The following is a 12,367-nucleotide window of genomic DNA, read 5'->3' as shown; positions in this document are numbered from 1 at the left end:
TCCCCCGCCCCGGGCAAGTCTCGCGGGCGGCCCGGCCGAGGAAGCCGGCAACGCCGAATCGCAATCAAAAGTTGTTGCGATTCAAAGGCATAGGATCGCGTCCCGGGCGATCATCGGGATCGCCATTCGACCGCTCCGTTGCTTGACAGGCGGGGTGGCGGGATTACAATAAACTTTACATTCCACGATCCCCCGAACCCGAACGATTCCGGAGTATCCGGGAAGCTGAATCCGGGCGGCGGAGTGCCACGGACCGCCGTCGGAACGGAGAGGAGGATGGTGATGAAGTGTCAGCGATGCCCCAAACCGGCCACTTTCCACATCACCGACATCGAGCGTGGCAAGCCGAAGGAATTCCACTTCTGCGACGAGCACGCCCGGCAACATCTCTCGCCGGCCACCGAAGGCGGGGAGAAGCCCGAGATCAGCTCGCTGGCCGAGAAGCTCAGCCAGGGAAGCCTCGAAGTCGCCCGAGGCGAGGTGCCGGTGGCCGAGAAGCAGGTCTGCCCGCTCTGTCAGATGAGCTTCCAGGAATTCCGGAACACGGGACGGCTGGGTTGTCCCTACGATTACGAGATCTTCCGCGACGAGTTGATGCCGCTCCTGGAGAATATCCACGAGGACACCCGACACACCGGAAAGTTTCCCCGGCGAGCCCCGCGCGACCCGGTCCGCCAGACCGAGCTGATCCAGCTCCGGAACGAATTAAAGCGGGCCGTCGCCGCCGAGGACTACGAGATGGCCGCCCGGGTCCGGGACAAGATCAAGGCCATCGAACAAGAGTTGGGACGCTGATCACGTCCCTCCGGGTGGCCTGACCCATGACTTGCCAGCGGTGTCACGACGAAGCGGCGGTCCACTTGACCGAGACGGTCGACGGGAATCGTCAGGAACTCCATCTCTGCCTCCCCTGCGCCCAAAAAGCAGGCCTGGCGTTGCCGGCGTCGCCTCCCAAGCTCGGCCTGGATCAGGTCGTCCAAGGCCTGATCGTGGCCCACGTCGGCGAACTCGTCGGCGAACTCGCCGAGTTGACCTGTCCCGACTGCGGGGTCCGATTCATGGAATTTCGGACCAAGGGCGGCCTCGGCTGCCCGACCGACTACCAGGTCTTCGCCCGAGGGTTGCTTCCCCTGATCCTCCGATCGCACGGGGCCACCCGGCACGTCGGCAAGGTCCCCTCTCGCCCGGCCGAGGAAACCGGCCGGGCCAGGCTCCGACTCCGATCCGACTTTCGCGCAGCGATCGCCCGCGAGGACTACGAGCAAGCCGCCAAGCTCCGCGACCAGCTCCGCCCCAAGGATGCCGACCGATGAATCTGGATGACCTGACCCGAACTTCCGGCGAGTGGCTTCGCGGCACCGGCCCCGAGAGCGACATCGTCATGTGCTCACGGATCCGGCTGGCGCGTAACCTCAATGACTTCCCCTTCATCAATCGCGCCAGCCGCCTCGAACGGACCGAGATCGAGGCGGTCGTCCGGGGAAGCTTGGCCCAGGTGACCGACGCCGATCTGAGCTTCCTGGACGTGAACAACCTGAGCAAGCTCGACCGACTCTTCCTGGTCGAACGCCAGTTGATCTCGCGGGAGCTGGACAATGCCGAGGGGCCTCGGGGCGTGGCCATCGCCCCGCACGAGAACGTCTCGATCATGATCAACGAGGAGGATCACCTCCGGATCCAGGTCATGCTCTCGGGCCTCTCGCTCCAGGACGTCTGGGATCGGATCAACCGGATCGACGACCAGCTCGAAGAGAAGCTCTCCTACGCCTTCAGCTCCCAGCTCGGCTATCTGACCGCATGCCCCACCAATGTCGGCACCGGGATCCGGGTCGGCGTGATGCTCCATCTACCGGCCCTGGTCCAGACCAAGCAAATTGACAAGGTCTTTCGGGCCCTCCAGAAGATCAACCTGGCCGTCCGGGGCCTCTACGGCGAGGGCACCCAGGCCTTCGGCGACTTCTACCAGATCTCGAACCAGCAGACCCTCGGCAAGAGCGAGCAAGAGCTGATCCGCAACCTCACCGAGGTCGTCCCCCAGATCATCGAGTACGAGCGGAAAGCCCGCCAGCAACTGGTCAACGAGCGTCGGCAGCACCTCCACGACCAGGTCAGCCGGGCCTACGGGGTCCTCAAGACGGCGCACACGATCTCCAGCGAGGAGACCATGTATCTGCTCTCCAGCGTCCGGATGGGGATCAATCTCGGCCTGATCGACGACCTGGAGATTCCCACCGTCAACGAGCTGTTCATCCACACCCAGCCGGCGCACCTCCAGAAGATCCAGGGTGCCCCATTAGAGGTCGACGAGCGGAACGTCGCCCGGGCCTCTTACCTTCGGAGCCGCCTCTCCAACGGCCGACAACCCGCCGAGGAATGAGCCTCAATCCGGGACTCTCGGCTCCTCCAGCGTCCCAGCGACGACCTCGGACGGCGGGTGGGGCGGGAGGATCGACGGGCCGGCGGCCCTATTGAAGATCAGGGCGTCGACCGAGTAGGGATGGTTTTCCAAGGGAGAAAGCCAGATCAGGACGAGGTTCGGGATCAAGCCGGGCAGGAAGGACGACATCCCGAACATCAGCGCCATGGAATCGAAGGGATTTCCACCGAAACCATTGCTAAAGCCCCGGGGCACTCCCCCGCCGCTCATGCCGCTGGCGAGGATCGCCACGGTCGTCAGCAACGGCGTCAGCAAGGTGAAGAAACCGGCCCCCACGGCGGTCGGGGTCGTCAAGAATCCGAGAATCAGGGCGAGCCCCAGGCCGATCGAGAGGTAGGGGATGGCCGTCAAGAGCGGGTCGAACCCGTTGAACCCTACGATGTTTATGCCTGAATTCAGGCCCATCCCGGCGCCTCGGGCGTTCAGGTAGCTCATCAGGCCGGTGTTCAAGAGCGTAATCCCGATCGCGAGGCGGAGGAGCAAGGCGACCAGGACCCGAATTCCACGGCCTGGGTCCGGGCCGAGCGGACCCCAGGTGTACGGGTTCGTCGAGGGCTCGGACATCGGGGCAATCCTCCACTACATCGGACGGAAGTGAGATCGGGAACGGATCTGAATTATCGGATGAGCCCGTCCGTGATGCCAGACGTTGGCGAATCGATCGCCCACTTCGTATTCAGTTCGGGTAAGACTCCCGGATCTTCCCCATGACCGGGCCGACCAGCTCCGGGGGGACGAATCGACGGAGCGCCTCCTCCTTGCCAAACCGGGCCACCTGCTTGATGAGGCTGCTGGAGACGTGGGAATACTCGCCATCGGCCATCAGGAAGACCGTCTCGATCGAGGGGTCGAGCCGCTGGTTGGTCATGGTCATGCTGAATTCATATTCCATGTCCGAGAGCGTCCTGAGCCCTCGGAGGATTACCCTCGCCCCGACCTTCCGGACGAAGTGGACAGCCAGACCTTCCAGCGCCTCGACCGAAACGTTCGGGAAGGGCTCGACGACCAGCCGGGCCAGTTCGACCCGCTCCTCGATCGAGAACAGGGACTGCTTGTTCGGGTTGACGCCGATCGCCACGACCAGGTGATCGAAGAGGGTCCGCCCCCGGCCGATCACGTCGAGGTGTCCCAGCGTCAAGGGGTCGAAGGTCCCCGTGAAAACAGCGGTCCGTGCAGGGTCCGAAGTCATGAAGGATCGCCGTTTGAAGGTTATCGGGCGGCAGCCAGGGCCTCGGCGAGGCGTCCCAGGTCGTCCCCGTTATTGTACAGATGAGGGCTGACCCGGACCTTCCCCCGCCGGCAGGAAAGGGCGATCCCCCGATCCCGGAGGTCGCTGGCGAACGCCTCAGGGTCGACCCCGGGCCGATCTAGGGCCACGATCCCCGCCAGATCCTCGGGTCGGGCCGAGCCATGAACCTGCCAGCCGGCGGATCGGGCCAGTTCTCGAACGGAGTCGGCACGGTCCAGAATCCGCCGGGAGACGATCTCGGGGCCGATTTCCAGGAACAGCTCCAGGCTCTTCGCGAACGCCTGAAGCGGGGCCATGGCGAAGGTACCCCCTTCCCATCGCGATGCGTCGGGCTTCAGGTTGAACTCGACTTTCGAGGAGTTGTACGAGGAGGTCACGCTCTTCCAGCCGACGCCGATCGGGCGGAGCCGTTCGATCCAATCGCGCCGGATGAAGAGCAGGCCCGCCCCCTCGGGGCCGAGCAGCCACTTGTGACCGTCGGCGGCGAGGAAGTCGATCGGCGTCTTTCGGACGTCGATCGTCAACGGTCCTAGCCCCTGGATCGCGTCGACGAACAGGGCGATGCCCCGAGCCTGGCAGAGTTCGGCCAGGGCATCCAGGTCATTCCGGAACCCCGAGGCGAACTCGACATGACTGATCGTCAGGACCCTCGTGGTCGAGTCGATCGCGGCCGCCAGATCGTCCACCCAGATCCGGCCATCGGGCCGAGTCGGGACGGTCCGAAGGGTCACGCCACGATCGGCTAGATTCATCCAGGGGAAGAGATTCGAGGTATATTCTTCGGCCGCCGTGACCACCGAGTCACCGGGACGCCAGGGGTATCCCTCGGCCACGATCCCGATCCCCTGGGTGGTGTTGGCGATCAGGGCGATCTCCGAGGGGTCGGCACCGATCAGTCGGGCGCAATCGGCCCGAGCTTTCTCGACCTTTCGCCCCCAGGCTGGCCAGTTCACGACCCCGTGTCGCTCCTGATCGTCGACCCAGGCTCGAAGGGCATCCCCCGACCTTTTCGGCAAGGGAGCCACGGCGGCATGGTCGAAATAAGCCCAGTTCTCGACGACAGGGAACTCCCGACGCCGCAACTCATCCCAATCCATCGAACGAACTCCGAGGGTCGGTCGGCATCCGGTCCGTCGGGGATCGGGCCTGGCCTAGCCAGCCTAACGACCGAATTGGAACCTAACCATCCCGGTTTGCCGCACGCCTTCCGGAGAAACAGACCTCGATCCGTAAAGCGTCCGAGAGATCCATCGCCGCTCGATGATCCGGCTTATCCGCAGCTGAATCCCTCACTCTGACTGATCACCTAGGTTCCCGTTTTATCGAGACCTCCCGCAAAATCGGTGGCCATAGTCTCAAACTTGACGTTCCCACTCAAGAACAGACTCAACTTGAATAATGAGGCAAAGCGATAATCCAAAAAAGGTTACGTCTAATTTATTCGCCGAATCCTCAATTCGGCACGCGAACTGCTTCTTTTAATGCATTGATTCTCGTAGGCGAGAAGAATCCATACGATTTTCACCAGGATTGGGAGCTTTTCCATGCTGGTCTTGAGCAGGAAGCTTGGCGAGAAAATTCTGATCGGCGACTCCATCGTTCTTACCGTAGTCAAGATCGACCGAAACCAGATCCGTCTCGGGATCGAAGCCCCCCCCGACGTGACGATTTACCGGGAAGAGATTGCCCCAAACCACGCCGGTTCGGCGAACCCGGCCGAAACGTTCGGAATCCCTGCCGCTCATCATTAATTCTGCCTGATTCGATCTCATTCCTCAGGGGACCGACCGTGAAGAACGGTTGAGTCCCCGTCCCTCCGGCCAGACCCCATCGAGAGCCGATCGGACGCGATCGGCAATCTCCCGGGGGCTCAAGCCCGCCAGCGATCGGCAACCCGACATGGGTTCGACCGTGACGGGGCCTTGATACCCCTCGATCGCCAGGCGATCGAGGAAGCCGCGGACGTCCACCGCCCCATTCTCCCCGGGAAGGCCACGGTCGGCATCGACGATCCTGGAGCGATCGTCGAGGGCCGAGGCGGGAAGGTCGGCCACGTGGGCCCAGACAACCCGCCCGATCCCCCAGGATAAGCCCGCTTCGATCTCCTCCCCGGCCGCGTGGAGGTGGAAGGCGTCGAGCAGGATTCCCAGGTTGGGAGACTCGGCCCAGATTGGCTCCAGTTCGCGGTCGAGGTCCGAGAGGCGGGTGATGAATGGCTCGCCGGACCCCGTCCGGAACGATTCGACGCCGATCACCTCCAAACCCAGGTCGATCCCATGATCGTCCAGGATCCTGGCGATCTCGCCGATCCGTCGGATGTGGAGGCTCGCCAACTCCCCACGATCTGCCGATCGGTGGGGTGTCTCGGGCATGACCCAGGTCCCGGTCCGGGTCAGGCCCAGGATCGCGGCGGCCTCGGCCAGGCGAGGCAGGTCGTCGAGATCTCGTCGGAAATTCGACTCATCTCCTCGCCAGTCGACCGCCATCGGGAAGGCCCCCCCTCGGAGTCCTCGATCGTCCATCATGGTACGGATCGAGTTCGGGTTCGAGCCGGATCGGAGGAGGTCTCGGATCAGGAGATCGACTCCTTCGAATCCCGATGAGGCGGCCAGGTCGATCGTCTCTTCGGCCGAGAGACCCATTAAGCCGACGGCTCTCGCGTTGAAACTAGCAAACATTCAATCAACTCTCCATGGGCTCACGACGGCCTCGCAAGCACTCGTGTTATATCCCCGCGCCTCTCTCAGGGCTAGTGATCCGATCGAGATTGACCGCCCGCTGCCACACCGCGAGGCGCCTCTTGCCCCGCGAGGGGCGAAGCCCGACAATGAGAGTCCCCCAGCGGAACCGGGGAAATAGCGGCGCACCTCACTCGTGGGCCAAGGTGAGGTGTCAAAGGAGGGGTAATGCTGGCGACGTGGATCGAGGCGGCCGCGAAGGGGCGGCATGGAGGTCAGGTCCGGGCGGGAATGTGGTCGTCGGCCGTGGTCGGGACCCATCCGATCGAGGATGACCAGGAGGTCTGGCTCGAACTGACGGCCGATGACATCTCGATCGGTCCCCTGCCGGCCTACTGGGTCGAGAACAAGGGGGTCAACAGCCTCTGGCACGTCCCGATCCCGCCCCAGGCGGTCAATGTCCGACTCCACTACCGGGCCTTGGCTCGCTGCCGGGGGGAGACCGCCAGCGGCCCTTTCCAGGATTCCGTGGTCCGCCCGAACCTCCCCGACCGCGCCGAGGCGTTCGAGCCGATCCCATCCGGGACCGAGGGCCTGGTCGGCAATCGGATGATGACCGCCCGGATCGACTCCCGAGGGACGACCCAGGACATTTACTTCCCGACCGTCGGCCTGCACTCCGATGTCAGGCCCGCCGAGGGAGAGCTCCCCCAGAGCCGATCCCATTTCCGGGGGATCGTCTCGGGGCTGGCGATCGGCCGACGGCTCGACTGGTTCAGCGAACGACTCGCCTGGGGGTCGTTCCAGCATTATCAGGGCGCGACGAACCTCCTGATGACCGAGCTGAGCTGGCGTCATGGCCCGATACGCGTCCTGACGACCGACTTCGTCGCGATGGGAGACTGCCTGCCCAGGACGGCGGGCGGGACCGAATCTCCCTGCCAGTACATCAAGCGATTCCGGGTGGTCAACGACGGGGCCGAGCCGACCGCCTGCGTCTTCGGCGTCTTCGTCCAGGCCGAGGTCAACGGAGGGATCGGCGAGCCGGGACTGAGCTGGCATGACCAGGATCGGACCCTCCTGGCGATCAATCGAGGCCACGGGCACGTCAACCGCAAGCTCGCCCGCGACGCGACCGTGGAATTTGCCCTGGCCCTGGATGATCGGGGCGAGGTCAACTGCGAGCCGACCGGGCCGAACGAGGCCATCTTGCTCCGGAGGCTGGAATTGCCCGCCGGCGGGACGGTCTCGGTCGACCTGCTCATTAGCGGGGCCTTCACCGGCTGGAGGGGCGACCCGGGGACCTTCGCCCACTGGCTCCGGCCGGCCCTGAACTGGTTCCGCTCGGCGGATCTCGACGCCGTCGAGCAGGCCACGGCCCAGGAGTGGGACTCCTTCATCGAGCCGCTGCCCGGCCTCCATTTTCCCAAGCCGACCTACGCCGTGAGCCTTCGGCGATCGGCCCTGGCCCTGGCCATACACGCCGACCAGCAGACCGGCGCGATCGCTTCGGGCTTCGACCGGGGCCTCTCGGCCTACTGCTGGCCCCGCGAGGCGCTGGAAGCCGGCGATGCGATGGACCGCGCCGGGCACCCCGATATCGGCGGCAAGGTCTTCCAATGGCTCGCCTCCGTCAAGGGGCAGACGCGAGCCTATGGCTACTGGTTCCAGAAGTACACCATCGACGGCCAGCCCGAGTGGGAGACGCCGGCCATCGATCAGACCGCCATGATCCCCTGGTCGGTGGAGCGCCATTACCGACGGACCGGCGACCTCGACTTCGTCGCCGCTTCCTGGCCCATCGTCGAGCGGGCCGCCGGGGTCTGCGTCGGGACCTCGAGCCATCCCGGCCTGAGCTGGATGGAGGACCTGAGCCTGATCAACTCGGCCGGGATATGGGACAGCCGTTTCGGCGCCTTCCTGTACTCGAACAGCGTCGCGGTCGCCGGCCTCCAGGCCTCGGTCCGCCTGGCCGCCTTGCTCGGCCGGGATGAACAGGCGGAGCCCTGGGGCGACCGGGCCCGACGGATCTGGGAACGAGGCATCCTGACCGAGTCGGCCACCGACGGCGGAGCCCCCGGGATGGTCGATCATGCGACCGGCCGATTCCTGGAGGGAAGACGGATCTCGACCCTCCGGGGCTGGTACACGGACCGCCCCGACCGGCTGATCGATCGTTCTCCCTCGACGGACATCAGCATGCTCGGCGTGTCGGTCCCGTTCGATCTCCTCCCCGCCGCGGACCCTCGAGTCAGGGCGACGGCCGAGGCGATCTTCCGCCAGAACGCGATCGCCGGCGACGGCAATTTCTTCTCCCGATGGTCGGGGGATCCGGGCATGCCGGGCCGGAGGGGGACCCCCGGCGATAGCCATGCTCACGACCTTTCCACCCTGGCCACTCTCTGGATGGTCCGCTACCTGGTACGGCTCGGGAGGGAGACCGGCGAAGGGCGGATCTGGAACCAGGCCCTCGCCATCCTCGACGCCTTGCTCGCCCGCCTCGCCCCGTTGGGCCTCTCGGTCCGCTCGGCACCCCGGGGGTCCGACCAGACCCGATCCGGGGTCGGGACGACCACGGGATCCTGGCGGCTCCACGGAATGCTGATCGAGGCCATGCTCGATATCGCCGGTCTCGATTATGACGCCCCCGATCGTCGACTGACGCTCGACCCCACCCTGCCCGGGGCCTGGCCTCATGTGGGCATCTCCCAGAATTTCCCGTGCGGCGAGATCGCTTATCGACTCGAACGCCCGATCGGCGGCACGGTCCATCGATTGACCGTCCAGGCCCGGCTCCGTCATGCCGTGACCCTCCAGATCGGCGTGACCTGCCCCGGGCTCGGTCGTCTCGGCCCCTGGCATGCCGAGCCCGAGTTGCCGCCCCCGGGCCATGATCACGTCACGGGCCGGCTGACGTGGTCGGTCGAGCTCCCCGCGGGCGATTCGGGGTGGGTCTGGACCTGGGGCTGACATAAATATACCCAAATCATTTCGCTTGCCTGTTCTTCGCCTTATCCGGCTCGCTCTTCGGCATCAGGCCGGCCGAAAAATCGGGAGCCTGATCCGGAACAGGGTACCCGACCCCGGTTGGCTTTCCAGTTCGATGGTCCCCCCCTGCGCGGCGATCGACTCGCGGACGATCGCCAGGCCGAGGCCCCGTCCTGCCCCCTTGGTGGAGTAGCGGGCCTCGAAGACACGTCGGAGCATCTCGGGCTCGATCCCGGGACCGTTATCGGCGACCGTGAGCCATCCCGTCGCCCCTTCGACACCGACCCCAACCCGGATGACCGGCGGCGACTCCACGAGCGAGGCGGCCTCCATCGCGTTCTTGATCAAGTTGACCAGGGCATGGATGAGCAGTCGGCGGTCGGCCAGGACCCTGGGCGGGCTCTCAACCGGGTCGAGACGCTCGATCCTCGCCCCGGTCGCCTCCAGCCTGGGGGCCATCAGGGCCAGGGCGTCATCGAGGCACTGTTCGAGCGGCAAGGGGGCCAAGTCGACCGACATCGAGGATTGTTTCAGGTAGCCGTCCAGCTCGCGGACGGTCAGGGCGATGTAGTCCGAACAGACCGCGATCTGCCGGCAGACGTCGCGGGCGATCGTGGCGCTTCCCTTCAGCTCGAACTCGGGATCGATCCCACGATCGGCGTACTCCCGACGGAGCGCCGCCTCGAAGCGACGGGCGGTCGAGGGTTCGAGCCCCGCCTTCCGGGCGGCCCCGGCGTGGGCCTCGGCATCCTCGGCGACGAACCGTTCCAGGAGCTCGATGTGGCTGGCGAGGTTCCTTCGCTCATTCGCGACGACGAATGCGACGTTTCCCAGCTCGTGACAGGTCCGGTCGGCCAGGTCGAGCGTGGCGGCGGCGGCGGCCTCGCGAGCGATCCGGTCGCCCTGGGAGCGGGCATGCAGGACCATGTAGCCCAGGCAGAGCAGCGAATAACCCGAGAGGCCGACCAGGGCCAGGAGCAATCGGTGATAGGAGATCTCGACGGCACCCAGGGCGGCGGAGACCTCGGGCACGACCCGATACCGGACGGATAGCTCCAGGGGCGGACCCTGACTCGCGGCCCCCGTCACCTCGACCGTGTCGGTCCCCACCTCCCCGCCGCCCACCGGGCCCGACTCCGGCTTCCAGCTGGCCAGGGGAGGCCCGCCTCGCGGGCCGAGCTCCAGCCCCTCGACTCGGATCAGGCGGATCTCCGCATTACGATCAGATAGCCCCCCGCCCAGTTCCGAAAGGGACCTCCGGAGGAGCCCCAGCGCCCGAGGTCGCTCCTCGGGCGAGGCCGCCAGCCAGCTATCGGCGTGATCCACCAGGGTGTAGCCCAGGTAATCGTCCACGTGCAGCCAGCCGCCGATCAGTTGATGGAGCGCATCGCGGCCGATCCGGGTCGGATGGTGGTATTCGTCGGTCAGGACGACCAGGCCGAATCCGAACGAGAGGACCGACAGGCAACCGATGATCACGCCGGGTGCGCCGAGGACCGCATGAAGCCGACCCGGGATCGCGCCGATTTTTTGCCAATCGATCATGGCTGGCTACCCGAGAACGCCTCTCGGTCGAGATCCGCCCGGACCCATCTTCCGTCCTTGCCGAGGGCAAACCCGATCAGACCCGGGACCCCCGGCCGCAGGGCCAGGACCGACCCCGGCGCGTCTCGACGCTCGCCCTCCGGGTCGAATCGGAGCGGGCGGCCGAACGCCGAGGGATCGGTCTCGGGCAAATCGAGAGTCGCAAGGAAATCCCGGAGTTGGTCCGGGGTGGGAGAGTCGACCGAAGACCGTTCGATCAGGAGGACGATCGCAGAGACGATCTCGGCAAACGCGTGAGTATCATCGGTCACGCCGAGACCCGGCCTGGCGATCGAGGAAATCGAGGCGCACCAGATCGGGAAGGAGCGCGGGCCGGACAGGCTTTCCAGGGCCTCGCGGCCGACCGCATCGCCGCAGACGACCCGGACCGGCCCTTCGCCAGGCCCGACCGGCGTCCACGAGGCCCGAGACTGGAGTGCCGAGATCATCCTCCGGGAAGGGTCTCCCTGGAGCGGGAGGACGACCCAGGTCGGTCGACCGTCGGGGGATGCGTCGGCTTTGGTCCAGATCGCGTCGGCCAGGGCCACGTCGGCCATCGAAGGGGTCGGGACCGACCTCGGCCCGCTCGCCGGCGTCGGGAGCCCGACGATGTCGGTCCGCTCGATGATCCTGGCCGACGGGACCTTCTCCCGGATGGCCCGACGAAAGCAGTCCGTCAGGTCTCCCGAATAAGGATCGAGCGGGTCGATCACCAGGAAGACCTCGCCGGGCAGTTTGTCGGCGTCTTGTTCGAGCAGTGCGTCGACGACCGACTCGGCCAGCCTCCGGTTGTTCGGGCAGAAACGAAACGTCCGACCCGGGTCGATCGCGAGCAGTTCTCCTTCGCCTCCGGCACGGACGGCGGTCGCCCAGGGGACCAGAAGGACCGGGCCGTCCGGCCCCTCCCGGCTCAGGGCCTCCGCCAGCGCGGCGGTCAACACGGTCGTGGCCGATCCGACCACCGCGAGGGGGGGGCGAGGCCGGCTCGCGATCCGCTCGACCTCGTCGCGGGTGTCTCGGACGCCTCGGGTGCCGTGCCACTGGAATCGGACCCGGCGGGCCTGCCGAGGGGTCTCCACCACGATCGCCCCTTCCGAGGTCTCGGCGATCCGGCAGAGCCCGCGATGCGAGCAGAGCTCGACGGCCTCCTGGAAATGCGACCACTCGCGACGATCCGGGAAGAAGACCGCGACATCGGCCGCGACCGGATGCCCCGGACCCGGGCCGGGACGCTTTCCATTCGACAAGCCGTCGTAGGTCAGCGTATAGGCCATCAAGCCGGCCAGGGCCAGGCCGCAGATCGCCAGCAAGCCCGTCCCGATTCGTCCGGTCGTGCCCATCGGAGTGGTACTCCCGGTCGACTCTCGCGTCCGATGCCACCGAGGCAACGCTCGCCAGCGCGACAACCTCATCATTATGGGATGGATCTCG

The 12,367-nt window shown here is 66.0% G+C and carries 11 protein-coding genes; 5 read left to right on the top strand and 6 right to left on the bottom strand.

Annotation, left to right across the window (positions count from 1 at the left end; all coding sequences use genetic code 11):
• The first annotated feature begins 282 nt into the window (after window positions 1-282).
• From P12x_RS05950 to P12x_RS05940, 3 genes are read left to right on the top strand one after another with little or no spacing between them, the layout of a single operon-like run.
• Window positions 283-795 (top strand): UvrB/UvrC motif-containing protein, encoded by a 513-nt coding sequence (locus tag P12x_RS05950; protein ID WP_435009971.1) that lies wholly within the window; start codon window positions 283-285, stop codon window positions 793-795.
• Between the two features lie 26 nt (window positions 796-821).
• Window positions 822-1,313 carry a UvrB/UvrC motif-containing protein gene (locus tag P12x_RS05945; RefSeq protein ID WP_435009970.1) on the top strand — a complete coding sequence of 164 codons (492 nt, stop codon included), beginning with the start codon at window positions 822-824 and terminating at the stop codon, window positions 1,311-1,313.
• Window positions 1,310-2,377 carry a protein arginine kinase gene (locus P12x_RS05940; protein ID WP_435009969.1) on the top strand — a complete coding sequence of 356 codons (1,068 nt, stop codon included), beginning with the start codon at window positions 1,310-1,312 and terminating at the stop codon, window positions 2,375-2,377. The genes P12x_RS05945 and P12x_RS05940 overlap by 4 nt, the downstream gene beginning before the upstream one ends.
• A 3-nt stretch (window positions 2,378-2,380) precedes the next feature.
• Here P12x_RS05940 and P12x_RS05935 read toward each other — a convergent pair whose 3' ends face one another.
• The 3 genes from P12x_RS05935 to P12x_RS05925 all read right to left on the bottom strand — a co-directional run bounded on the left by P12x_RS05935 (window position 2,381) and on the right by P12x_RS05925 (window position 4,783).
• A complete protein-coding gene (locus P12x_RS05935; protein WP_435009968.1) occupies window positions 2,381-3,001 on the bottom strand; it encodes a DoxX family membrane protein in 621 nt (206 codons plus the stop codon).
• A 112-nt stretch (window positions 3,002-3,113) separates the two neighbouring features.
• Entirely contained in the window at window positions 3,114-3,626 is a 513-nt protein-coding gene (coaD, locus tag P12x_RS05930; protein WP_435009967.1) for a pantetheine-phosphate adenylyltransferase, read from the bottom strand.
• Between the two features lie 20 nt (window positions 3,627-3,646).
• Window positions 3,647-4,783, bottom strand: a complete 1,137-nt coding sequence (locus P12x_RS05925) for an aminotransferase class V-fold PLP-dependent enzyme (protein WP_435009966.1) — start codon at window positions 4,781-4,783, stop codon at window positions 3,647-3,649.
• Window positions 4,784-5,230: 447 nt separating this feature from the next.
• Here P12x_RS05925 and P12x_RS05920 point away from each other — a divergent pair, with 447 nt between their 5' ends.
• Entirely contained in the window at window positions 5,231-5,437 is a 207-nt protein-coding gene (locus P12x_RS05920; RefSeq protein ID WP_435009965.1) for a carbon storage regulator, read from the top strand.
• A 24-nt stretch (window positions 5,438-5,461) separates the two neighbouring features.
• Here P12x_RS05920 and P12x_RS05915 read toward each other — a convergent pair whose 3' ends face one another.
• Entirely contained in the window at window positions 5,462-6,364 is a 903-nt protein-coding gene (locus P12x_RS05915; protein ID WP_435009964.1) for a sugar phosphate isomerase/epimerase family protein, read from the bottom strand.
• Window positions 6,365-6,592: 228 nt separating this feature from the next.
• On the opposite strand from P12x_RS05915, the gene P12x_RS05910 reads away from it, so the two are divergent.
• The gene (locus P12x_RS05910; RefSeq protein WP_435009963.1) at window positions 6,593-9,334 is read left to right on the top strand and encodes a glycosyl hydrolase; all 2,742 of its coding nucleotides are present in this window, start codon (window positions 6,593-6,595) and stop codon (window positions 9,332-9,334) included.
• Between the two features lie 63 nt (window positions 9,335-9,397).
• On the opposite strand, the gene P12x_RS05905 is transcribed toward P12x_RS05910, so the two are convergent.
• Together P12x_RS05905 and P12x_RS05900 are read right to left on the bottom strand one after the other, a co-directional pair.
• Entirely contained in the window at window positions 9,398-10,897 is a 1,500-nt protein-coding gene (locus P12x_RS05905) for a sensor histidine kinase (protein ID WP_435009962.1), read from the bottom strand.
• Complete coding sequence (locus P12x_RS05900; RefSeq protein ID WP_435009961.1) at window positions 10,894-12,276, bottom strand: hypothetical protein; 1,383 nt, start codon at window positions 12,274-12,276, stop codon at window positions 10,894-10,896. The genes P12x_RS05905 and P12x_RS05900 overlap by 4 nt, the downstream gene beginning before the upstream one ends.
• Window positions 12,277-12,367 lie beyond the last annotated feature (91 nt).

It is taken from the genome of Tundrisphaera lichenicola (assembly GCF_051175385.1).
GTDB lineage: Bacteria > Planctomycetota > Planctomycetia > Isosphaerales > Isosphaeraceae > Tundrisphaera > Tundrisphaera lichenicola.
This window is presented reverse-complemented; position numbering and strand designations above follow the sequence as displayed.